21 protein-coding genes are annotated in these 22933 nt (G+C 69.3%); 16 read left to right on the top strand and 5 right to left on the bottom strand.

Annotated elements, in window-relative coordinates:
- The first annotated feature begins 42 nt into the window (after window positions 1-42).
- The 5 genes from ACFUEJ_RS13020 to ACFUEJ_RS13000 all read left to right on the top strand — a co-directional run bounded on the left by ACFUEJ_RS13020 (window position 43) and on the right by ACFUEJ_RS13000 (window position 5191).
- Window positions 43-858 (top strand): LytTR family DNA-binding domain-containing protein, encoded by an 816-nt coding sequence (locus ACFUEJ_RS13020; protein WP_065630124.1) that lies wholly within the window; start codon window positions 43-45, stop codon window positions 856-858.
- Window positions 851-1249: a hypothetical protein gene (locus ACFUEJ_RS13015; protein ID WP_065630123.1), complete on the top strand. Its 399-nt coding sequence runs from the start codon at window positions 851-853 to the stop codon at window positions 1247-1249. Before ACFUEJ_RS13020 ends, ACFUEJ_RS13015 begins: the two co-directional genes overlap by 8 nt.
- Window positions 1246-3009, top strand: a complete 1764-nt coding sequence (locus tag ACFUEJ_RS13010; protein ID WP_226512369.1) for a cation acetate symporter — start codon at window positions 1246-1248, stop codon at window positions 3007-3009. Before ACFUEJ_RS13015 ends, ACFUEJ_RS13010 begins: the two co-directional genes overlap by 4 nt.
- Window positions 3010-3182: 173 nt before the next feature.
- On the top strand, window positions 3183-3539 hold the full coding sequence (locus ACFUEJ_RS13005; protein ID WP_058251329.1) for a DUF485 domain-containing protein: 357 nt from the start codon (window positions 3183-3185) through the stop codon (window positions 3537-3539).
- Between the two features lie 26 nt (window positions 3540-3565).
- A complete protein-coding gene (locus ACFUEJ_RS13000) occupies window positions 3566-5191 on the top strand; it encodes a cation acetate symporter (RefSeq protein ID WP_065630162.1) in 1626 nt (541 codons plus the stop codon).
- A gap of 156 nt (window positions 5192-5347) precedes the next feature.
- On the opposite strand, the gene ACFUEJ_RS12995 is transcribed toward ACFUEJ_RS13000, so the two are convergent.
- Window positions 5348-6760, bottom strand: coding sequence for an amidase (locus ACFUEJ_RS12995; RefSeq protein ID WP_058251331.1), 1413 nt, complete (start codon window positions 6758-6760; stop codon window positions 5348-5350).
- Between the two features lie 23 nt (window positions 6761-6783).
- On the bottom strand, window positions 6784-7398 hold the full coding sequence (locus tag ACFUEJ_RS12990) for a TetR/AcrR family transcriptional regulator (protein WP_068970598.1): 615 nt from the start codon (window positions 7396-7398) through the stop codon (window positions 6784-6786).
- Between the two features lie 87 nt (window positions 7399-7485).
- Between ACFUEJ_RS12990 and ACFUEJ_RS12985 the strand changes: the two genes are divergently transcribed.
- A complete protein-coding gene (locus tag ACFUEJ_RS12985) occupies window positions 7486-8739 on the top strand; it encodes an MFS transporter (RefSeq protein ID WP_058251333.1) in 1254 nt (417 codons plus the stop codon).
- A gap of 1 nt (window position 8740) precedes the next feature.
- Here ACFUEJ_RS12985 and ACFUEJ_RS12980 read toward each other — a convergent pair whose 3' ends face one another.
- The gene (locus ACFUEJ_RS12980) at window positions 8741-9367 is read right to left on the bottom strand and encodes a TetR/AcrR family transcriptional regulator (RefSeq protein WP_058251334.1); all 627 of its coding nucleotides are present in this window, start codon (window positions 9365-9367) and stop codon (window positions 8741-8743) included.
- 209 nt (window positions 9368-9576) lie between these two features.
- Here ACFUEJ_RS12980 and ACFUEJ_RS12975 point away from each other — a divergent pair, with 209 nt between their 5' ends.
- From ACFUEJ_RS12975 to ACFUEJ_RS12960, 4 genes are all read left to right on the top strand, one after another.
- A complete protein-coding gene (locus ACFUEJ_RS12975) occupies window positions 9577-10770 on the top strand; it encodes an acyl-CoA dehydrogenase family protein (RefSeq protein WP_058251335.1) in 1194 nt (397 codons plus the stop codon).
- Between the two features lie 41 nt (window positions 10771-10811).
- Window positions 10812-11924, top strand: coding sequence for an acyl-CoA dehydrogenase family protein (locus tag ACFUEJ_RS12970; RefSeq protein ID WP_058251336.1), 1113 nt, complete (start codon window positions 10812-10814; stop codon window positions 11922-11924).
- Window positions 11925-12066: 142 nt separating this feature from the next.
- Window positions 12067-12552, top strand: coding sequence for a DUF350 domain-containing protein (locus ACFUEJ_RS12965; RefSeq protein ID WP_058251337.1), 486 nt, complete (start codon window positions 12067-12069; stop codon window positions 12550-12552).
- A gap of 101 nt (window positions 12553-12653) precedes the next feature.
- Window positions 12654-13112 carry an SRPBCC family protein gene (locus ACFUEJ_RS12960; RefSeq protein ID WP_004022833.1) on the top strand — a complete coding sequence of 153 codons (459 nt, stop codon included), beginning with the start codon at window positions 12654-12656 and terminating at the stop codon, window positions 13110-13112.
- A 310-nt stretch (window positions 13113-13422) separates the two neighbouring features.
- Here ACFUEJ_RS12960 and ACFUEJ_RS12955 read toward each other — a convergent pair whose 3' ends face one another.
- Entirely contained in the window at window positions 13423-14223 is an 801-nt protein-coding gene (locus ACFUEJ_RS12955; RefSeq protein WP_065630114.1) for an HAD-IIA family hydrolase, read from the bottom strand.
- Between the two features lie 99 nt (window positions 14224-14322).
- Here ACFUEJ_RS12955 and glp point away from each other — a divergent pair, with 99 nt between their 5' ends.
- The 6 genes from glp to ACFUEJ_RS12925 all read left to right on the top strand — a co-directional run bounded on the left by glp (window position 14323) and on the right by ACFUEJ_RS12925 (window position 22491).
- Window positions 14323-15564 (top strand): gephyrin-like molybdotransferase Glp, encoded by a 1242-nt coding sequence (gene glp, locus ACFUEJ_RS12950; protein ID WP_058251429.1) that lies wholly within the window; start codon window positions 14323-14325, stop codon window positions 15562-15564.
- 104 nt (window positions 15565-15668) lie between these two features.
- Window positions 15669-16400, top strand: a complete 732-nt coding sequence (locus tag ACFUEJ_RS12945) for a phosphatidylserine decarboxylase (protein WP_058251340.1) — start codon at window positions 15669-15671, stop codon at window positions 16398-16400.
- A 26-nt stretch (window positions 16401-16426) separates the two neighbouring features.
- Entirely contained in the window at window positions 16427-17473 is a 1047-nt protein-coding gene (locus ACFUEJ_RS12940; RefSeq protein ID WP_231742352.1) for a phosphatidylcholine/phosphatidylserine synthase, read from the top strand.
- The gene (locus ACFUEJ_RS12935; RefSeq protein WP_058251342.1) at window positions 17470-19764 is read left to right on the top strand and encodes an AAA family ATPase; all 2295 of its coding nucleotides are present in this window, start codon (window positions 17470-17472) and stop codon (window positions 19762-19764) included. The genes ACFUEJ_RS12940 and ACFUEJ_RS12935 overlap by 4 nt, the downstream gene beginning before the upstream one ends.
- A gap of 193 nt (window positions 19765-19957) precedes the next feature.
- On the top strand, window positions 19958-21637 hold the full coding sequence (locus ACFUEJ_RS12930) for an MDR family MFS transporter (protein WP_159370001.1): 1680 nt from the start codon (window positions 19958-19960) through the stop codon (window positions 21635-21637).
- Complete coding sequence (locus ACFUEJ_RS12925) at window positions 21634-22491, top strand: universal stress protein (RefSeq protein WP_311277774.1); 858 nt, start codon at window positions 21634-21636, stop codon at window positions 22489-22491. The genes ACFUEJ_RS12930 and ACFUEJ_RS12925 overlap by 4 nt, the downstream gene beginning before the upstream one ends.
- An 8-nt stretch (window positions 22492-22499) precedes the next feature.
- Here ACFUEJ_RS12925 and ACFUEJ_RS12920 read toward each other — a convergent pair whose 3' ends face one another.
- Window positions 22500-22928, bottom strand: coding sequence for a hypothetical protein (locus tag ACFUEJ_RS12920; protein ID WP_058251345.1), 429 nt, complete (start codon window positions 22926-22928; stop codon window positions 22500-22502).
- Window positions 22929-22933 lie beyond the last annotated feature (5 nt).

Here is a 22933-nt window from a genome sequence, read left to right as displayed (position 1 = left end):
GGGCGGTAAACTGCGGGCTGTCGTCGAGGCGGGAGGTGTTCCATGACCGCACTGGTCGTACTCGCGGTCGACGACGAACCACCAGCTCTCGACGAGCTCGGCTACCTGTTGAACCGGCAGGACGACGTCGCCGAGGTCCGCTCCGCGTCCGACGCCACCGGCGCCCTCCGCGAACTCAACGAGCACCGCATCGACGCGATCTTCCTCGACATCAACATGCCCGGCCTGTCGGGACTCGAACTCGCCGGCGTCCTCGCGAAATACGCCTCGCCCCCGGCGATCGTGTTCGTCACGGCCCACGACGACCGGGCCGTCGACGCCTTCGAGGTCGGAGCGGTCGACTATCTGCTCAAACCCCTACGCGAACAACGTCTCACCCAGGCGGTCGACCGGGTCCGCGCGAGCCTCGACAGTCGGGAGCGTGCACCCGAGCCCGCGCAACCGACCGTTCGCCCGGAGCGTCGCGCCGCATCGGACGAGGTCATCCCGGTGGAGATGAGCGGCGTGACCTCGCTCGTCCGGCGCGATTCGATCTCCTGGGTCGAGGCCGTCGGCGACTACGCCCGACTGCACGCCGACTCGGGCGCACACCTCGTCCGCATCCCGTTGTCGACGCTCGAATCCCGCTGGCAGGAGACCGGATTCGCCCGGGTACACCGGTCCTACCTCGTCGCGCTGCCGATGGTCACCGGATTGCGGACGGTCGGCGGCGGCACGGTGGTGTGCGTCCGCGCGAACGGCGCGTCCGAGGCCGTCGAGCTGCCCGTGAGCCGCCGACAGGTCCGCGAACTCAAGGACCGCCTCATCCGGGACCCGCTGCGCCAGTACCGTTCCCCCACCGCACGGGACGATGGCTGAGCACCCGCCTCAGCGCGAACGGGTGGTGCTCGCCTCCCGCCGCGGGGCGCGAATGGTCCGCACCCGCGTCGAGGTCCAGGAACAGACCGAGGTCGGCGACGCGCTCGTCCGCGGCCTCATGCGCGCCCAACTCGGTCTCGGCCTGCGGCTCGGGGGCGCCCTGCTCGCCGTTGCTGCCGCCATACCCGTTGCCGCCTGGGCGTTTCCGGGGATCGCCGACGCCGGCGTCTTCGGGATTCGACTCATCTGGCTGATGCTGGGAGTACTCGCCTTCCCACTCCTGTATCTGACCGGACGGCTCTACGTCCATCTCGCCGAGCAGGCCGAACGCGACTTCATGGGCCTCGTGGATGACGATCTGTCCGACGCACCCGAACCAGGTCCGCCGTGACGACCGACGTCCACGCCCTCACCGCGATCGGCCTGTTCGCCGCCGCCATCGCCACGATCGCGGTCGGCGCGTGGGGCGGCCGCTTCTCCCGGACCACGTCGGACTTCCTGGTGGCGTCGCGGAGCGTCGGCTCGCGCTGGAACGCCGCCGCGGTGTCCGGTGAATACCTGTCGGCAGCATCGTTTCTCGGCGTGGCGGGCCTCATCGCGAAGTACGGTGCGGACGCACTCTGGTACCCCGTCGGGTTCACCGCCGGCTACCTGGGCCTGCTGCTGTTCGTGGCCGCACCCCTGCGCCGTTCCGGGGCCTACACAGTGCCCGACTTCGCCGAGTTCCGCCTCGCCTCGCCGGCAGCGCGGAAGACCGCGATGCTCGTCGTGGTCGTCGTCTGCGTGCTGTACCTCATCCCGCAGTTCCAGGGCGCGGGACTCACCCTCAACATCCTTCTCGGCGCACCGGTGTGGGCCGGCGTGGTCGGCGTCGGACTGATCGTGATCGTGAACGTGGTGGGCGGCGGCATGCGATCGATCACCTTCGTGCAGGCCTTCCAGTACTGGCTCAAGCTGACCGCGATCGCGGTCCCCGCGCTCGTCCTGATCGGCGTCTTCGCCCAGGACCCCACTCGCGTCGGCGAACCCGCGCCGCCGCGCATCACCACCGCGACGACCGTCGACGTGACCACCGACGTCTCGGTCACCGTCGCCGAGACCACCGGCGTGCGGGTCACCGGGACGCTCGACGGGGTCGTCGTCGACGACGCGCCGGTGGACACCACCGGACCCCACGTCATCTCCGCGGGCTCGACGATCTTCCTCGACGCCGGTGCGGCCACTCCGGTCGTCGCGGGCGCGCCGGCACAGAACGCGGACTGGATCGCCCCCGGCGGGGGCTTCGGCGGCAGTCACCCGCTGTACCAGGTGCTGTCGCTCATCATCGCGATGTTCCTCGGCGTGATGGGTCTGCCCCACGTGCTGGTGCGCTTCTACACCAACCCCGACGGGCGATCGGCGCGGCGAACCGCGCTGGCCGTCATCGCACTGCTCTCGTTGTTCTACCTGTTCCCCATCCTGCTGGGGGTGTTCGCACGGCTCTATGTCCCCGAACTGCTGATCACCGGCACCGCCGACGCCGCGGTCCTGTTGCTGCCGAGCGCGGCGGTTGGCGGGATCGCCGGTCAGATCCTGGCCGCGCTCGTCGCCGCCGGGGCGATCGCCGCCTTCCTCGCCACGTCGTCGGGACTGCTGGTGTCGGTCGCCGGGGCGCTCGCCACCGACCTGCTGCGCGGCCGGGTGCGCGACTTCCGGGTGGCCGCGGTCATCGGCGGACTGATCCCGATCGGCTTGTCGCTGGCCGCCGCGTCCCTGGAACTGTCCCGGACCGTCGGGTTGGTGTTCGCCGTCGCCGCGTCGACGCTGTGCCCGCTGCTGGTCCTCGGGATCTGGTGGCGCGGACTCACGGCCGTCGGCGCGATCGCCGGACTCGTCGTCGGCGGCGCGTCGTCGGGGTCGGCGACGATGCTGGCGATCGCCGGGGTCGTCGACGACGACGTGCTGGGCGGGTGGCTTGCGGTCGTGATCGGCTACCCGGCCGCTGTGACGGTCCCACTCGCGTTCGGCACGATGGTGCTGGTCAGCAAGGCAACCCGGGGACGGGTACCCGTCGACCTCGCACGGACCTTTGCCCGGATGCACGTCCCGGAACGCGTCGGGATGGGGCTCGATCGCACCCCGGGACGGGCCCCGGACGAGCGGGCGACCTGACCGTTCGGACAGGTGACCGTTCGCCGCTCGTCGGATCTCACCGACCGTCCGGCGCACGGACCGCGGGTTTCGGCGTGTGACCCAGGCCACCCGATTGTCTGTGATCTGCACCTCATTCAGGCTGACTTCCGTAGAGCCATCACACATGTGGCCACGTCACCCTGGGAGGAAACGTGTCGACCGTCGACCAACCACCACCGGCGCCACACGCGCCGACCGGCGAAGAGTTCATCGAGATGCAGGCCAGTCCGGAGTTCCAGGAGCTGCGGCGGACGCTGCGGAAGTTCGTCTTCCCGCTGACCGCGTTCTTCCTGATCTGGTACGCCCTCTACGTGCTGCTCGGCGCCTTCGCGCATGACTTCATGGCGACCCAGGTCTGGGGCAACATCAACCTCGGCCTGATCCTCGGTCTGTTGCAGTTCGTCAGCACCTTCGTCATCACCGGCATGTACGTACGCTTCGCCAATCGCAATCTCGACCCGAAGGCCGAGGCGATCCGCAACGAGATGGAAGGCGGGCCCGCACTGTGAACACCACTGCCGTACCCACCACCGACGTGACCGTCCTCGCGGCGACCGTCGGCAGCCCGGCCGCCAACATCGCCATCTTCGCCGCGTTCGTCGCGGTCACGATGTTCGTGGTCATCAAGGCCAGCAAGAACAACAACACCGCCGCCGACTTCTTCACCGGCGGTCGCGGCTTCTCCGGACCGCAGAACGGCGTCGCCATCGCCGGCGACTACCTGTCGGCGGCCAGCTTCCTCGGCATCGCGGGCGCCATCGCGGTCTACGGCTACGACGGCTTCCTCTACTCCATCGGGTTCCTCGTCGCGTGGCTGGTCGCGCTGCTGCTCGTGGCGGAACTGCTGCGCAACACCGGCAAGTTCACGATGGCGGACGTCCTCAGCTTCCGCCTCAAGCAACGCCCGGTGCGTCTGGCCGCGGCGATCTCCACCCTCGCGGTGTCGCTGTTCTACCTGCTCGCCCAGATGGCCGGCGCCGGCGGCCTGGTCGCGTTGCTCCTCGACATCGAGGGGCGCCTCGGCCAGTCCATCGTCATCGCCGTCGTCGGTGCGCTGATGATCGTCTACGTGCTCATCGGCGGCATGAAGGGCACCACCTGGGTGCAGATCATCAAGGCCGTCCTGCTCATCGCGGGTGCCGGCATCATGACCGTCATCGTGCTGGCCAAGTTCGGCATGAACCTGTCGTCGATCCTCGGTGCGGCACAGGACGCGGTGACCGACTCGACCAGCGAAAAGGTCGCCGCGCGTGACGTTCTCGCTCCCGGTGCCCAGTATGGCGGGTCCCTGACGAGCCAGATCAACTTCATCTCGCTCGCCATCGCGCTCGTCCTCGGCACCGCGGGCCTCCCGCACGTGCTGATGCGGTTCTACACCGTGCCGACCGCGAAAGAGGCTCGCAAGTCGGTGGTCTGGGCCATCGCCCTCATCGGCGCCTTCTACCTGTTCACCCTGGTTCTCGGTTACGGAGCGGCCGCCCTGGTCGGACCGGACAAGATCCTCGACGCCGCCGGCGGACAGAACTCGGCCGCACCGTTGCTCGCGTTCGAACTCGGTGGCGTGGTCCTGCTGGGCATCATCTCGGCGGTCGCCTTCGCGACGATCCTCGCCGTGGTCGCCGGCCTCGCCATCACCGCGTCGGCGTCGTTCGCCCACGACATCTACGCCTCGGTGATCAAGCGCAACAAGGCAAGTGAGGACGACCAGGTCCGCGTCTCGCGATACACCGTCGTGGTCCTCGGCATCGTCAGCATCGTCCTCGGCATCCTCGCCAACGGCCAGAACATCGCCTTCCTGGTGGCGCTGGCCTTCGCGATCGCCGCGGCCGCGAACCTGCCGACGATCGTCTACTCGCTCTACTGGAAGCGGTTCAACACCCGCGGCGCCCTGTGGAGCATGTACGGCGGCCTGATCTCGACGATCGTGCTGATCGTCTTCTCCCCCGCCGTCTCCGGGTCGTCGACCGCCATGATCTCCGGCGCCGACTTCGCCTGGTTCCCGCTGGCCAACCCGGGCATCATCTCGATCCCGCTGGCCTTCGTCCTCGGCATCGTCGGCACGCTGACCAGCCCGTCGGACAACGGCACCCCGGAACGCAACGCCGAGATGGAGGTTCGCTCCCTCACCGGCATCGGGGCCGAGAAGGCCGTGCAGCACTAGCCAACTCGCGCTCGACCCGTAACCACAGACGCACCACCGATCTTCGGTGGTGCGTCTGTCGTCGGTGTGGGATGCCTCCCGCGGTGCCGTTTCCGCCTTGCTTATAGGATCCAATAAGCGCGACGGAAACGTCACCGCGGGAACGAATTACGTATCTCAGGCGTCCTGAATCCGCGCGAACGGCCGGGCCGCCTCGAGTTCGAAGGCCAACTCGAGGAGGGTGCGTTCCTGGCCGAGGTCGGCCGCGAAGTGGATGCCCACGGGCATGCCCGATTCCGTCTGTCCCAGCGGCAGACTGATCGCCGGGGTGCCCGCGGTGTTGTTGGCCGGGGTGAAGGCGATGAACCGGGTCAGCCGGCCCATCGCCTCGTCGAAGTCGAGTGCGGGATCGAGGTATCCGATCTCCGGGGTCGCGTGGACGACGGTCGGGTTGAGGACCACGTCGAAGGTGTCGTGCAGTCCGCGGATCGCGGCCGTGGACCTCCGCAGCCCGCGGACCGCCCCGGGCAGCCGGTAGAAGTGCCGGAGCGCGCCGCGCGAGAGCCCACGGGTGAACGAGTCCACCTGGGAACGGTCGAAGCCCTTGTCGACCACCCGTTTTCCGAATCGGTCCAGCGCCAGTGCGAGCAGTGACCAGTAGTCGATGAAGTCCCGGACGTAGTCCCGGTCCACCGGCAGCGGCACCATCTCGGTGCGATGTCCGAGGGACTCGACCAGCTCGGCGGCCTCGGTGACACACCGTTGTGTGTCCCGGTCGAGCAGCGAGCCGGTCAGCGGCTCGGTGATCAGCGCGATCTTGAGCCGTTTGGTCCCCGGCCCCTCGACCAGCCCGACCGGCGGCATCCCGGGCGCGGGCCGGAAACCCTGTGTGTCGGCGAGGAATCGGGCGGTGTCGCGCACCGATCGGCTGACGATCCCGTTCGACACGAGGTCAATCGGCGCGTCCCGTGTCTCTTTCGACGCCTCGACGCGCCCGCGACTCGGCTTCAGTCCGACCAGCCCACAGATGGCGGCGGGGATGCGAATCGATCCGCCACCGTCGTTGGCGTGGGCGATCGGCAGTGCACCGGCCGCGACGAGCGCCGCGGAACCACCGGACGAGCCGCCCGACGAGTAGTCGGTGTCCCACGGGTTGCGGGTCGGCTCGCGGTCGACGAACTCCGTCGTCGAGGTCAGCCCGAAGGCCGGCATCGTCGACGCGCCGACCACATTGACGCCGCTCGCCAGGAACTGATTGGTGAACGCCTCGTTGGCCTTCGCCGGTCGTTGGGGCACCGCAGCCGAACCGTGACAGGTCGGCAGCCCCGCGAGGTCGGTGTTGTTCTTGATGATCGACGGCACCCCGATGAACGATCCCAGCGGGAAGTCGTTGTCGACCGCGCGTTTGCGCGCACGCTCGCGATCGTCGAAGGCGATGGCGTTGAGGTGCGGGTTGACGGCATCGATCCGCGCGATCGCGGCCTCGACCGCCTCGGAAGCGGAGATCTCTCCGGATGCGATGGCCTGGGCGACGCCGACCGCGTCGTGCTCGCCGAGTGCGTCGTCGGTGAACGCGTGAACGTGTTTCATTCCCGGGACCCTATCGTCTCGGCCTACCTTCTCGGCGCAGCTCCGATCATCGACAAGACGTCATCGACCAGGCCGGCGGCATGATCGGCGTCGAGCTCGAGTCCGAAGACCGCATGGTGATACAGCGGGGCGATCACGTGGTCGAGCACCTGTCGGACCGACGGCGTGGGTTCGCCGCGGTCCCGCGCCCGCGCGATCATCTGTTCGGCGTGCCCACGCCGGATCTCCCAGCAGGGGCAGACCTCGACGATGTCCTCGCGCGCGGCGACCATGGCCCGAAGGTAGGCGCGGCGCTTCGGGCGTGCGATGTCGGCGGCGATGATCTGCGCCCACTCGGACAGGTCCTCGGCGAGAGTGCCGGTGTCGGGCAGGGGTTCGCCCTGCGTCAACGCCGCAACGGCGACCTCCCCGAGAAGCGCGTCGATCGTTCCCCAGCGTCGATAGATGCTGGTCGGATTCACCCCGGCGAGTTCGGCGACCTCGGGGATCGTCATCGTCTCGCGGCGTCCGGCCCCGACGAGCTGACCGACTGCCGTGTAGACCGCCGATTGCACGCGCGCGCTACGACCACCTGGACGACGGGTCGGCGAGGCGGGAGCACCAGAAATCGGGCTGTCGGGGGTGCGGGCCGTCGTCATGGAAGCCATTATTGCAAAGCTGATTGCTTTTGGAACGCAGTCCGGGCTAGTTTCTGAATGCAAACCTGTTTGCTTTAAGGAGACCTCGTGGCGCCACTGCACCCACATCGCGCGTTCTGGCTGATCGCGGCGACGTACATGATGGTCCTGTTCGCGTCCGCGGCACCGTCGCCGCTGTACCCCGTGTATCAGGAACTGTGGGGATTCTCCGCGCTCACACTGACGCTCGTGTTCGCGGTGTACGTGGTGACCATGCTGGTGAGCCTCCTGACGGTCGGGTCTCTGTCCGATCATGTCGGCCGGCGGCCTGTCCTCGCCGTCGCGCTCGTCCTGCTCATCGCGAGCATGGTGCTGTTCGTCGTAGCCGAGGACGTCGGCACCCTACTCGCCGCGCGCGCCCTGCAAGGCCTGGCCACCGGCGCGGCGATGGGCACCTTGACCGCGACGACGGTCGATCTGCAGCCCTCGGCCCGTGCCGGATCGACGATCGTCGGCGCAGCCCCGGCGGTCGGCCTGGCGAGCGGCGTCGCCGTGGCCGGGGTGCTCGTCGAGTACGCACCCGCACCCCGCGTGCTGATCTACGAGATCATCCTCGGCCTGTTCGCCGCACTGCTGATCGCACTTCTCGTCGTCCCGGAGACCCGCGAGCGAATCGGCTTCGATTCTCGACGGCACCTGGCCGGCACGCTCGCGCCGCAGGTGCGCGTGCCTCGCGAGGTCCGCACGGTGTTCCTGGCGTCAGTTCCCGCGCTCGTCGCCACCTGGTCGCTCGGCGGCCTGTATCTCTCGCTCGGGTCGTCGGTGGTCTCCCGTGTGTTCGGTGTGGGCAACCACGGCGCGGCGGGCGCGATCCTGTTCGTCTTCTTCGCCTGCGCGGCCGTCACGTCCCTGTTCATCACCGATCGCTCGTCGACGATCAAGGCTGCGTACGGATTTCCCGCACTCGCCGCCGGCGTGGTGATCTCACTGGCCGGGGTCCTCATCGAATCCCTGCCCTTCTACATCGTCGGTTCGATCGTGGCCGGCTCGGGCTGGGCCGCCACCTTCCTCTCCGCGATGGACAACATCACCGCCGCGACACCTCCCGCGATGCGCGGTCAGGTCTTCTCGTCGGTGTTCGTGGCGAGCTACCTCGCATTCAGCGTCCCGGCCGTGATCGCCGGGATCGTCGTCTCGCACATCGGTTTGCGCGACACCATCATCGGCTACGTCGGTTACGTTCTCGCGATGGTGATGATTGCGGCGGTATTCGCGGTGACAGTGCGCCGCCGGGCAGCATCCGCAGCCCGGAACGCAGTCGAAGTCTCTCCGTCGCAACCGGAACCGGCATGCAGGGGCTGAGTCACCCGCCGACGGGCGGTCGCCATCCCACCATCCGCGTGGCCAGCTCCGCGTAGAAGCCCCCCATCTCCTCGGGCGAGAGTGACCCCCCGTCGCGATACCAGCGCGCGACATCGATCCCCATGGACAGCATCGCGTTGGTGGTGGCGAGCGAGTCAGCGACATCGAAGTCCCCGCATGCGATCCCGGCTTCGATGATCTCGCGCACCCGTCTGGTGATCTCGCGACGCATGGCCATCACCGTGTCCAGATGGTCGGGCGCGAGGGCGTTGAGTTCGTAGTTCACCACCCGACCCCCCACGTGCTCGCGCGCGTGGTGCTCGGTGAAGGCGTGGAAGATCGCCCGCAGCCGGTCGCCGGGGGACGCCGACGGATCGTCGGCGTCGTCGATCGCCGCGAGAATCGCGCGATGCCCGGCGTCGGAGATCTCGAACAGCAGCTCCTCCTTGGAGCGGAAGTGCACGTAGACCGCCGCCGAACTCATCTGCGCGCCGTTGGCGATGTCTCTCGTGGTCGTCCCGTTGAACCCCTTGGCGGCGAACGCCTCGACGGCGGCGCGCAGGAGCCGGGCCCGGGCGGCCACGGGCCGGACTTCGGGCGTCGGATCGGCAGACGGGCCCACGGTCACCTTCTCGGAACGGTCGGACTGGTCATCGCGACGAGCCCGTGATTGACAGCATCCAGCCCGCGCGGCATAGTGCAACCTATCACTAAGCAAGCGCTTAGTCATTCGTGGCTCGGTTGGGTTTCCCCAGCTTGGGTGCACACGGCAGAGGTCCCCAGTTCGACCACACCGCCCGGGGTACGGACACCCTCGACAGGAGTAGAGAAGAACCCATGCAGCTGAAATTCAGTCCTGAAGAAGAGGCCTTCCGCGAGGAGTTGCGCAGCATCTTCGCCAAGGTCCCCGAAGACGTCCGCAAGCGGTGCGAAGAGGGCAAGCTCCAGTACCCCGAGGACCTCGTCACCACGACGCGCATCCTCAACGAGCACGGTGTGGCCACCCCCAGCTGGCCGGTGGAGCACGGCGGCAAGGACTGGACCCCGATCCAGCATCACATCTACCGCGAGGAGATGAGCCTCGCGTTCGTCCCCGACATGCTGCCGTTCAACGTCGGCATGATCGGCCCGGTCATCGCCCAGTTCGGTTCCGACGAGATGAAGGAACGCTTCCTGGCCAAGACCGCCAACCTCGACATCTGGTGGTGCCAGGGCTTCTCCGAGCCAGAGGCCGGCTCCGACCTCGCCTCGCTGAAGACCCGCGCGGTCCGCGACGGCGACGACTACGTGATCAACGGACAGAAGACCTGGACCACACTCGGACAGTTCGCCGACTGGATCTTCTGCCTCGCGCGTACCAACCCCGATGTCAAGAAGCAGGCCGGCATCAGCATGTTCCTGTTCCCGATGGACACGCCGGGCGTCGAGATCCGCCCGATCCAGCTCATCGACGGCAGCTACGAGGTCAACGAGGTCTTCTTCAACGACGTCCGCGTGCCCGCCGAGAACATGGTCGGCGAGGAGAACAGCGGCTGGACCCAGGCGAAGTTCCTGCTCGGCAACGAGCGCAACGGCATCGCCCGCGTCGGTTACACCAAGGCCAAGCTCGCCCGCGCCAAGGAACTCGCCAAGCAGACCCGGACCGCCAAGGGCACCCTCCTCGACGATCCGCTGTTCGCCGCCCGCCTGGCCGAGGTCGAGAACGAACTGCTCGCCCTCGAGCTCACCCAGCTGCGCGTCGCCGCCTCGTCGGCCGACGGCAAGCCGAACCCGGCATCGTCGCTGCTCAAGCTGACCGGCAGCCAGTTGCAGCAGGCCGCCATGGAACTCCTCGCCGACATCGCGGGCCCCGACTCGCTCCCGGTCGCCCAGCTCGACGCCTCGGCTCCGAATGGCAGCGCCGAGGTGAGCGCCCCCGAATGGGCCCAGCTCGCCGCCCCGACCTACCTCAACTACCGCAAGGTCACGATCTACGGCGGGTCGTCGGAGGTCCAGCGCCAGATCATCGACAAGGCTGTCCTCGGCCTCTGAGCGCCGACCCCGCACCTTTCGACCTTTCACTAAGGAACACCATGGATTTCGAGCTTTCCGAAGAGCAGGGGATGCTGCGCGACACCGTTCGCGAGGTCCTCACCAAGACCTACGACGTCGAGACGCTGCGCAAGGTCACCGACACCGATCTCGGCTGGAGCGAGAAGGTGTGGAAGTCGCTGGCCGAGATCGGCATCCTCGGCCTCACCTTCCCGGAGGACGAGGGCGGCATGGACGCCGGCCCCGTCGAATTCACCAGTGTCATGACCGAACTCGGCCGCGCACTGGCACCTGAGCCCTACCTCGACTCGGTCCTCGTCCCCGGCTCGCTCCTCGGCCTCGCCGACGACGCGACCCGCGCCGAGCTGCGGACCGCGCTGGCGTCGGGCGAACTGCTGATGGCCTTCGCCCACACCGAGCCGGGCGACCGCTGGCCGGAGGCGCGGGTGGAGACCACCGCGTCGGCCGACGGCGTCCTCAAAGGCACCAAGAGCCTTGTCGGACATGGCGATTGCGCTGCGAAGCTGATCGTGTCGGCGCGCGACGACAACGGCGTCGGCCTCTACCTCGTCGACGCCGATGCCCAGGGCATCACCCGGACGCCGTACCGGACGCACGACCGCCGTCGCGGCGCGCAGATCGAGTTCAGCGACGTCAAGGCGACGCGACTGGGCACCGGCGACGCGTCGCAGACCATCGCCGACGCCGAGGTCGGCATCCAGACCGCACTGTGCGCCGAGGCCGTCGGCGCGATGGAGCGGAGCCTGGACCTGACCGTCGAATACCTCAAGTCGCGCAAGCAGTTCGGCGTCACGCTGTCGGCCTTCCAGGCACTGACCCACCGTGCCGCCGACATGTACGTCCAGCTCGAACTCGCTCGCAGCCTGAGCCTCTACGCGACGTCGGCGCTGGCGGATGGGATCGCCGATCCCATCATCGCGTCGCGGGCCAAGCTGCAGATCTGCCGCTCGGCGCGCCTGATCGGTCAGGAAGCGATCCAGATGCACGGCGGTATCGGTATGACCGCCGAGTACCCGATCGCCCATTACGTGAGCCGTCTGACGGCGATCAGCCACACCCTGGGCGACGCGTCGGACCATGTGACCCGCCTGGCGGAGAACATCGACACCTACGACATGCTCAGCGTCGGCTGATACCGGCTACTGTCCTTCAGCGAAGGCCCTGCGCGTTCTCGCGCGCAGGCCTTCGCTGAAGTCCTTTCGGGCGGCAGCCCGCTCGAGGTGTTGCAGTCGGGCGGCAGCCCGCTGATGTCGATGCGAGGCGAGAGGGAGCCGGATGGAACTGCTGCGGGACAACCTGGCCGCGGGGGCATCGTTCAGCCTGGTGGGGATCGCCGTGCTCGTCCTCGGCTTCGCCGCCCTCGACCTGGTGACACCGGGCCGGCTGCGGCAGCTGGTGTGGATCGAGCACAACCGCAACGCGGTGCTGCTGACCACATCGATGGTCATCGGCCTCGCGATCGTGCTGGTCTGTTCGGTCATCGACACCGAACTCCTGGAACTGTGGCGCGCGCTGCTCTACACCGTCGCGTACACGGTCTTGGCGATCGCGGTGATGATGTGGTCGTTCGTGCTGATCGACTGGCTCACACCCGGGAAGCTCGGCACGCTGCTCTTCGACGGCGCGCCGCGCAGTGACGAGACCCCCGACGACGCCGTGACCACCGGCCGCCGGGCCGCCGACGAACACCCCGCCGGGTGGATCACCGCCGCCGTCTTCCTGGCCATCGGTGCCGTCATCGGGATCACCCTGCTGGTCTGAGTTCGGCGCGACATCGCTGGTCCACGCGTTTTCCGGGGTTGACTCGGGCACCCGAACATGCTTATTGACCCTCGGCCAACAAGCACATAGGGTGAGCGACCATGACCGCAGCACTCATCGAGGAATCCATCGACATCGACGCCACGCCCGAACAGGTGTGGTCGGTGATCTCCGATCTGAAGCGCATGGGCGAGTGGAGCCCCCAGTGCAAGAAGATGATCATCCGCGGCGGCACCGTCGGGTTGGGGACCAAGACCATCAACATCAACCGCCGGGGCCCGCTGGTGTGGCCGACCACCTCCAAGGTCGTCCGGTTCACCCCGAACCAGGAACTCGGCTTCCGGGTCGCGGAGAACCACACCATCTGGAGCTACACCATCACCCCGAAGGACGCCGGGGTCACGGTCACCGAGCGGCGCGAGGTCAACGGGTCGACCACCAAGGTGTCGTCGGTACTCGTCGACAAGCTCTTCGGCGGAGCCGACTCGTTCGAAGAGGAGCTCAAACTCGGGATGGCCGAGACGCTGGGCAAGATCAAGCGCGCCGCCGAGTCCAACTGACCCTTCGAGACGCTCGCAAGCTCGCTCCTCAGGGAGCGGGGAGACGCTCGCAAGCTCGCTCCTCAGGGAGCGGGGAGACGCTCGCAAGCTCGCTCCTCAGGGAGCGGAGAGACGCTCGCCCCTCTGCTCCCTGAGGTGCGAGGAGCGCAAGCGACGAGCCACGAAGGGCCTGGTGAGGCAGCTTGCGAGCCCGTTCGTGGCTCGCTTCGCTCGCACCTCAGGGAGCAGAGTTGTGGACGCTCAGGTCCCGCTGAGCTTGCCGATGAGCTCGGCGATCAGGTCCCGCTGAGCTTGCCGATGAGCTCGGCGATCAGGTTCCGCCGAGCTTGCCGATGAGCTCGGGGAGATCGGCGACCGAGTCGATGATGTGGTCGGGGTAGGGCCCGAACTCGTCACGCTGCAGCGCATGCAGCGCCTCCTCGCGGAACTTGCCGGTGCGGACCAGCACGCCGATCAGCGCCGCCGCCTGGGCACCGAGAACGTCATTGTGCATGTCGTCGCCGACCATCACCACCTGGGTCGGCTCCAGACCGAGGACCTCGGTGGCCGCCCGGAAACCGACCGGCGAGGGCTTGCCGATCGCCTTGATCTTTGCGCCCGAAGCCTTTTCGAGACCCTCGAGGTACACCCCGGTGTCGATGCTCAAGCCGTCCGCCGTCGACCAGGTCATGGACCGGTGCATCGCGATCACCGGAATCCCGTCGAGCATCATCTCCAGGACCTTGGACAGCGTGGCGTGCGTGAAGACCGAACCGGCACCGCCGAGTACCACCACCTCGGCCGACGCCGGGTCGTCGGTCAACTCCACGCCGGTCATGTCCTCGGCGATCGGGCCCTGGTTGAGCACCCACACGCGCTTGCCCGGATAGGTGGCGGCGACGTGTTCGGCGGTCAGCTTGGCGGCCGACAGGATCTCGTCCGGCTTCACCTCGAAACCGCATTCGTTGAGCGCCTCGGCGATCTCGCCACGCGAGCGGGACGTCGTGTTGGTCAAGAACATCCGCGGGATGCCCTGGTCGGCGAGATCGGCGATCGCCTCGACCGCGCCGGGCAGCGCCTGCCACGAGGTGACCATCACCCCGTCGATGTCGAACAGCAGACCCAGCGCCATGCGCACGAATGTAGTCCTCGCCCAGCGGCGTCGCAGGACGGCCCGGTCACCTGCCGGGACGACGCCATGGTCTCCGTCGACACCTGGCATGCTGAGCGGATGCGTACCGTCGTAGAGCATCAGCGCATCGTCGCGGCGTTGTTCGGCCCCGCCGAACCGTCGGAGGTCGCCGTGCCGGAATCGCTCGGCTTCGCCACGTTCACCGACGTGGACGCCCCGCTGTCGCTGCCCGGCTTCGACAACTCCGCGATGGACGGATTCGCGGTCCGCGCAGACGATCTCGCGGACGCGAGCGCCGACGAGCCGGTCACCCTGCCGGTCGCCGCGGACATCCCCGCCGGCCGTACCGACGACCTCACTCTCGAGCCGGGCACCGCGCACCGCATCATGACCGGCGCCCCGATGCCCGCGGGCGCCGACGCGGTCGTCCCGGTCGAACTGACCGACGCCGTGGTGGGCCCGGTGGCCGCGGCGCCGACCGTCACGTTCACCGCAGCACCCGAGCGCGGCAGGCACATCCGGCGCGGCGGCTCCGACATCGAGGCCGGCACCCGGGCGCTGCCGGCCGGCACGGTGATCGGCGCACCGCAGATCGGCCTGCTCGCCGCACTGGGCCTCGCCGAGATCACCGTCGCCCGGCGGCTGCGGGTCGTCGTGCTGTCCACCGGTTCTGAACTCGTCGAACCCGGAAAACCGTTGCGCCACGGGCAGATCTACGAGTCGAACGGCGCGATGCTGACCGCCGCGGTCATCGAGGCCGGCGCGGCCGGCCGTCACCTGCACTTCGTGCCCGACAACACCGCGGACTTCGCCGCGCGGCTCGACGAGGTCGCCGACGACGCCGATCTGATCATCACCTCGGGCGGTGTCAGCGCCGGCGCCTTCGAGGTGGTCAAGGACGCACTGTCGGCGACCGGGACCGTCGAGTTCGTGAAGGTTGCGATGCAGCCGGGCATGCCCCAGGGGTGCGGCCACTTCCCCTCCTCCCGCGGCCGGCGCGTGCCGATCATCACGCTGCCGGGAAATCCCGTCAGTGCACTCGTGTCCTTCGAGGTCTTCATCCGGCCCGCGCTGCGGGCCGCGATGGCACTGCCCGCCGACCGGGAACGAATCCGAGCTCGTCTCGGTGCCGACATCCGCTCACCCCGCGGCAAACGACAGTTCCTGCGGGGCGTGCTCGACGCCGGGCCTCGCGACGGGGTGGTCGGGGTGGACCCGATCGGCCCGCCGGCGTCCCATCACCTGCGCTACCTCGCCGAGGCCGACGCGCTCATCGACGTCCCCGCCGACGTCGAGGCGGTCGAGGCGGGCACCCTGGTGGACGTGCTGGTCCTGCGCTGACGACGAGGTCTCCGGGCGCGGCGCTCTAGAGTGGACGCCGATGCACCCGGCGATGCGGTGCGCACCATTTATCCGGCCTGGACACAGGCCAGAGGAGGTTGATCGTGGCCCGACGTCCGCGTCCGGACGGCTCCGGTGACACCGGCCGTGTCGCCCATTTTCTCGATCTGGCCCGAGAGACCATCCCTCCGATCCATCCGGCGGGTGTGCCGTTCGTCGCCGCGCCTGCAGCCGTCGCGCTCCTCGGGCGTCGACACCGCTGGATCGCCCGACCGGCCACGCTGACCGCCGCCGCGTGCGCAGCCTTCTTCCGGCATCCGAAGCGGGTCACCCCGACCGAACCCGGCGTGGTGGTCGCCCCCGCGGACGGGACCATCGCCCTGGTCGACGAGGCTGTCCCGCCCGCCGAGTCCGGCCTGGGCACACAGCCGCTGCCCCGGGTCTCGACCTTCCTGTCGATCTTCGACGTCCACGTGCAGCGCGTGCCGATCGCGGGCACGGTGACCACTGTGACCCACACGCCCGGCGCGTTCGTCTCCGCCGACCTCCCCGAGGCCAGCCGCGACAACGAGCGCACCACGATGACCATCCGCACCACCGCCGCAGGCGGCACGCCCGGCCCTGAGCTGGCGGTCGTGCAGATCGCCGGTCTCGTCGCCCGTCGGATCGTGTGCGAGCCGTCGGTCGGGGACTCGCTGACGATCGGCGAGACCTACGGGCTCATCCGATTCGGATCGCGCGTCGACGTCTACTTCCCGGCCGGCACCCGGCCCCGCGTCTCGGTCGGCCAGCGCGCGGTCGGCGGCGAGACCCCGTTCGCGTACCTGGATCAGTGAACTCCGGCCCGGTGAACCCGACCGACATGACCTCACCCGGCACGAACCCCGGCCGGCGACGCCCCGGCTCGCGCACCGCGCGCAACCCGACCGCGCGCTCGGCCAGCCGGCACGCACAGACACATCCGGTTCCGCGGGAGCCGGAGCGCCGGCGTCTGCGGCGCCAGGCACAGGCCAGCCGCATCGTCATCCCGTCGTCGCTGACGATCCTCGCGATCTGCGCGGGCCTGACGGCCATGCGGTCAGCGATCAACGGCGACGTCGACACCGCGATGGCTCTCCTGGTCGCGGCCGCGTTCCTCGACGGCATCGACGGTCGGGTCGCACGCCTGATGGGAGCCACGAGCCGGATCGGCGCCGAGATCGACTCGCTGGCCGACGCGATCAACTTCGGTGTGGTCCCGGCGATGATCATCTACTTCTATTTCATCGACGGGCATGACCTCGGCTGGGTGCTCGCGCTGATCTACTGCTGCGCCATCGTCCTGCGCCTCGCGAGGTTCAACACCCTGCTCGACGACGACGAGGCACCCGCGTACACCAAGGATTTCTTCGTCGGTGTCCCCGCGCCCGCCGCGGCGATCTGCGCGCTCCTGCCCATCGGGCTGGAACAACAGTTCGGCGACGGGTGGTGGACGTCGCTGCCGGCCGTCGGCGGGTGGCTGATCTTCGTCGCCTTCCTGGCCGTAAGTCGCGTCCCGACGTCCTCGCTGAAGACCGCATCGATCCCGGCTCGCGCGGTGACCGGCCTGCTGGTGCTGGTCGCCGCGGCCGCGGCACTGTTGGTGACCTTCCCGTACGTGCTGATGATGATCGCCATCGCCGGATACGTCCTGCACATCCCGTACGCGTGGCGCGCGCGCCGCTGGGTCGCCTCCCGGCCCGAGCACTGGGACGACAAACCGGCCGAGCGTCGTGCACAGCGCCGGGCGCTGCGGGCCACGTCGCCCGGAGGTCGACGCCGTCGGCCGGTCATCAACTCCCTCGGCCGCATGGGCCTGAACCGTCCCACCGGCCCCGGCCGGTCCGTGGTCGGCGCGCCCGGCGAGACGACCGAAAGCGAGTCCGAATGAGCACACCGGCCTCCCTCACGCTGACCGCGCGGCACAATCCCTCGGCGGCCGAGGCGCGGCGCGGCATCATCCGCGTGCATCCCGAGGTGTTGACGGCCCTCTCGCTGCGGGAATGGGACGCGGTGTCGATCACCGGCGCACGGGTCACCGCCGCCGTGGTGGCCGCGACCGAGGCCTCCGCGCCGACCGGCGTCGCCCTCCTCGACGAGATCGCCTTCTCCAACGCCGGTGTCCGCGAGAACTCGACGGTCGTGCTGGCGCCCGTTGAGGTGCAGGGCGCAAGCCGGGTGGTGGTGAGCGGTTCGGCGCTGGCCACCCAGTCGATCACCGAGTCGACGCTGCGCCGCGCGCTGCTGGGGAAGGTCTTGTCCGTCGGTGACGCCGTCTCGCTCCTCCCCCGCGACCTCGGTCCCGAGCTCGCCGCCACCGAGGCCACGCGTGCGCTGGCCAGGTCGGTCGGGATCACCTGGACCACCGAATTGCTCACCGTCACGGCAACCGAGCCCGGCCCGCCGGCGGGTGGCCGGGTGTCGGCGCCGGTCAGCGTGCAGACCAACACCGCCGTGCTGTGGTCGACCACCGCGGGCGAGGTGGCACCGCTGGGCGATCGGACCGGTCCCGGTTCACCCCGGATCCCCGGCGCCCTCGGCATGGTGTCGGAGTCCGACTCCCGCCCGCGGCCGGCCGCCGCGCCCAGCCCGGTCCGCGAGCCCGCCCGGGAGCCCGAGATCCCGGTCCGGCCGGTGTCGGAGCTGGTCGGCGTCGACTCCCAGATCACCAAGCTCACCGAGTGGCTCACCATCACCCTCGACGAGCCGGAGGTGCTGCGCACCCTCGGTGCGACACCGCGTCTCGGCGTCCTGGTCACCGGCCCGGCCGGCGGCGGCAAGGCGACCTTCGTCCGTTCGGTGTGCGCGTCGCGCACGCTGGTGACCATCGACGGCCCGACGGTCGGCGCGACGGAGGCCAACACCCGCCTGCGGACGGTCGCCGACGCGGTGGCCCGCACCCGGGCGGCCGCCGGGGTCCTGCTGATCACCGACGTCGACGCGCTGTTACCCGCCGAACCCGAGCCCGTCGCCGCACTGATCCTCGACGAACTGCGTTCCGGCATCGCCGACGGCCGCATCGCACTCATCGCGACCACCGCCGAACCGGTACGCCTCGACGCCCGGTTGCGCGACCCGTCGCTCTGCGACCGGGAACTGGTCATCGGCCTCCCCGACGCCGCGACCCGGGCGCGGTTGCTCTCGGCGATCCTGTCGAACGTCCCGACCGACGGCGACCTCGACCTCACGTCGGTCGCCTCGCGCACCCCCGGTTTCGTCGCCGGGGATCTCGCCGCGCTGGCCCGCGAGGCCGCGCTGCGCGCCGCGACGCGTGCGAGTGCCGAGAAGTCCGCGCCGTCGCTGCGCACCGAGGATCTCGTCGGCGCCCTCGACGTCATCCGGCCGGTGTCCCGCTCGGATTCCCCCGAAGTCGCGCTTGGCTCGATCACCCTCGCCGACGTCGGCGACATGGTCGAGACGAAACAGGCTCTGACCGAAGCGGTCCTGTGGCCGCTGCAACACCCCGACACCTTCGCCCGGCTCGGCGTCGACCCGCCGCGTGGGGTGCTGCTGTTCGGCCCGCCGGGCTGCGGCAAGACCTTCGTCGTCCGCGCGCTCGCGGCGTCGGGTCAGCTGTCGGTGCACACGGTCAAGGGCGCCGAGCTGATGGACAAGTGGGTCGGGTCGTCGGAGAAGGCGGTGCGGGATCTGTTCGCCCGTGCCCGCGAGTCGGCGCCCTCGCTGATCTTCCTGGACGAGGTCGACGCGCTGGCCCCGCGCCGCGGTCAGTCCACCGACTCCGGTGTCGGCGACCGGGTGGTCGCCGCGCTGCTCACCGAACTCGACGGCGTCGAACCACTCCAGGACGTCGTGGTGCTCGGTGCGACGAACCGACCCGACCTCATCGACCCGGCGCTTCTGCGGCCCGGGCGACTGGAACGGCTCGTCTTCGTGCCGCCGCCGGACGCCGACGCCCGCGGCGACATCCTGCGCGCCACCGGGCGCGACGTCCCGCTCGACGGAGTCGACCTCGACGAGCTGGCCGGCGACCTCGAGGGCTACTCGGCGGCCGACTGTTCGGCCCTGCTGCGCGAGGCCGCCCTGTCGGCGATGCGCCGGGACATCGACGCCGCCGCGGTCACCGTGGCCGACGTCGAGGAGGCCCGCAAGCGGGTTCGGCCGTCGCTCGATCCCGCGCAGGTCGCCGACCTCAAGGCCTACGCCGAGCGTCGGCTCGACTGAGCACCGCCGAGCCTCCCTCGGCCACCGGGTGAGTCCCGGAACACACCCGGAATAACCTCCGATAGTTGTTGGTTGCAACCATCACGACTTATGGTTGCATCAATCAACCAATCGGGTGCGCCACCGCGCGCGCCGATTCGCCGCCCGCCCGTCTCCTCGTCGCGGGCAGCTCTCTTTCTCGGAGGTTTGCCATATGAGTGCACCCGCGTCCGCGATGGCGCCGGCCGAAGACGTGCCGATGACGCATCGTCAGAAAATCGAGGCCCTCATCGGCCTCCTGCTCGGCATGTTCGTCGCGTTCCTGTCGTCGACCGTGGTGTCCAACGCCCTGCCGACGATCATCACCGACCTGCACGGCACCCAGGACCAGTACACCTGGGTCATCACCGCGACCCTGCTCGCGTCCACCGCGACCACGCCCATCTGGGGCAAGTTCGCCGACCTGGTCAGCAAGAAGCTGCTGGTCCAGGGCGCGCTGTTCCTGTTCACCCTGGGTTCGGTCCTCGCCGGGCTCTCCACCTCGGTCGACATGCTGATCGGCTTCCGCGTCATCCAGGGCCTGGGCCTCGGCGGCCTGCAGGCGCTGGTCGTGATCGTCGTCGCGACGATGTTCAGCCCGCGCGAACGCGGCCGCTACCAGGGCCCGATGGCCGCGGTGATGTCCGTCGCGACCGTCGCCGGTCCGCTCATCGGCGGCGTCATCGTCGACACCAGCTGGCTCGGCTGGCGCTGGACGTTCTACGTCTGCGTCCCGCTCGCCGTCATCGCCCTACTCGTCATCCAGCGCACGCTGAACGTCCCGGTGGTCCGCAAGAAGGTCAGCATCGACTACCTCGGCGCCGCCCTCATCGCCTCGGGCGTCAGCACCCTGCTCATCTGGGTCACCTTGGCGGGCAAGAACTTCGACTGGGCGTCGATGACCTCGTACGGACTGGTGGCACTCGGAGTCGCGCTGCTCGCCGCAGCCGTCTTCGTCGAGTCCAGGGTGTCCAGCCCGATCATCCCGCTGCACATCTTCCGCGACCGCACCACGGCCCTGGCGACTGTCGCCAGCGTCGGCGTCGGTGTCGCCCTGTTCGGCGGCGCTGTGTTCCTCGGGCAGTACTTCCAGATCGCGCGCGGCTACTCGCCGACCGCGGCGGGCCTGCTGACGCTGCCGATGGTCATCGGCTCGATGCTCTCGGCGACCGTGTCGGGCAACCTGATCACCAGGTACGGGCGGTGGAAGCGATTCCTCGTGGCCGGTGCCGCGATGATGACGATCGGCTTCGGCCTGCTCGCGACGATCGACGCCCACACCGACATGGTCGTGGTCGGTGTATTCCTCTTCGTCCTGGGCTGCGGCATGGGTATGACGATGCAGAACCTGGTCCTCGCGGTGCAGAACAACGTCAGCCCCGACAACCTCGGCGCGGCGACCTCGACGGTCACCTTCTTCCGTTCCCTCGGTGGCGCGGCGGGTGTCTCGGTGCTCGGCGCGGTTCTGTCCAACCACGTCACCGACCTCATCGCGAAGGGGCTCGGCGCACTCGGCATCGGCGCCGGCGCATCCGGTGGCGGCAGTGCCGGCCTGGCCAATCTGAACGAGCTGCCGGCTCCGATCGCGGCCATCGTCCGCGGCGCCTACGGCGACGGGACCGCCCGGGTCTTCCTCGTCGCGGCCGTCATGGCGGCGCTGAGCTTCATCGCCATCGCGTTCATCAAGGAGGTTGCGCTGAAGACGATGAGCAGCGACGAGGAGCGCCGCGCGCAGGAGGCGGCGGTCGCCGACGTCGCCGTGCCCGCAGCTGTGGCACCGTCGACGGTCGGTCCCGTCGCGGACGACGCCATCGCCGGCGAGACGCGGACGGGCGACGCCACCCGCGCCCGATGAACACCATCGCCGTCGGGGTCGATCTGAGTCCCGAATCCGAGGCGGCCGCTCACTGGGCGGCCGCCTCGGCCCGCGACGGGGACCGCCTGCTACTGATCCACGGATTCGCGGCAGCCGTTGCGCTGCAACCACTCAGCGAGTTCGAACTCGACTTCGACGTCACCGCCACGCGGCAAGCAGCTGCCGCCCACCTGACCGCGGTGGCCGGCCGTCTCGGCACCCGACATCCGGGCCTGCGCATCGAGACCGTCGTCGAACACGACTTCGCGATACCCCTGCTCACCAGGCTGTCGGGTCAGGTCGATCTGATGGTCCTCGGCCATCATCGACCCGGCCTCATCGAACGCCTCACCACCGGGAGCATCAGCTCCGCGCTCTCGGCCCGGTCGCGATGCCCGGTCGTGACAGTCCCGTACGGCAACCTCGCGACGGGCGGTCCGGTCGTCGCGGCCATCGATGCCGACGCCCCGTCCGATCTCGCGCTGTCAACCGCATTCGAGTACGCCGATGCCACCAGCAGCCCCGTGGCGATCGTGTGCGCGATCCCCGACGACGCCCCGCCCGCTCGGATCGAAGCGGTGTACGCGCGAGCCGACGCGCTGCTCGACCCCTGGCGCCGACGCTTCCCCGACCGCGACACGACGCTGCAGTTGGTGAACGGCAACCCGTCGAGGGCCGTCGGCGAGGCGGTTCCGCAGGCCTCGCTTCTGGTCGTGACCCGCCCCCGGGCCGGGAGCACCTTCACCGCCTGGGCGGGCTCGGTGGCACGCGCAGCGCAGCATCACACGCGGTGCCCGATAGCGATCGTGGACCACGGCCGCCCCGATCGGTACGACCGTCGATCGACAGGCTAGGGGTGCGACTACTCCACGTTGACCAGATAGAAGACCGACGACCCACCGCCCGCGGCCTGCGGGGACGCGCCGATCTGGACCCAGTAGGTCGAACCCTCCTTGGTCGCCGACAGCACGACGACCGATTGTCCGCCCTCGGTCGACCGGTGCGATTCGACGTAACCGGCCTCGGTGAGCGTCTCGGTCGCGGCCTCGAGCTGATTGCCCGCGTTGGCCGGGCCCTGCACCGCGACCTCCCAACCGTCGGAGCGACTGCCGCTCGCCGAGAGCACGTGACCGTCGATGAGCGGGACCTGCGCGGCCGGGAAATCCGACGGCAACGGGACGCCGTCGGGGCCGGCCTGCTCCTCGTCCGCACAACCCACGACGAGGCCGAACACCAGCAGGACAGCGGCGATGCTGACGGCGGTACGCCGGAGCCAGTCGAACCGGAACATACGGG

Source organism: Gordonia sp. NPDC057258 (genome assembly GCF_042668985.1).
Classification (GTDB): Bacteria; Actinomycetota; Actinomycetes; order Mycobacteriales; family Mycobacteriaceae; genus Gordonia; species Gordonia hongkongensis.
Note: the sequence above shows the minus strand (reverse complement) of the source record. Positions and strands in the feature narration are given on the sequence as shown.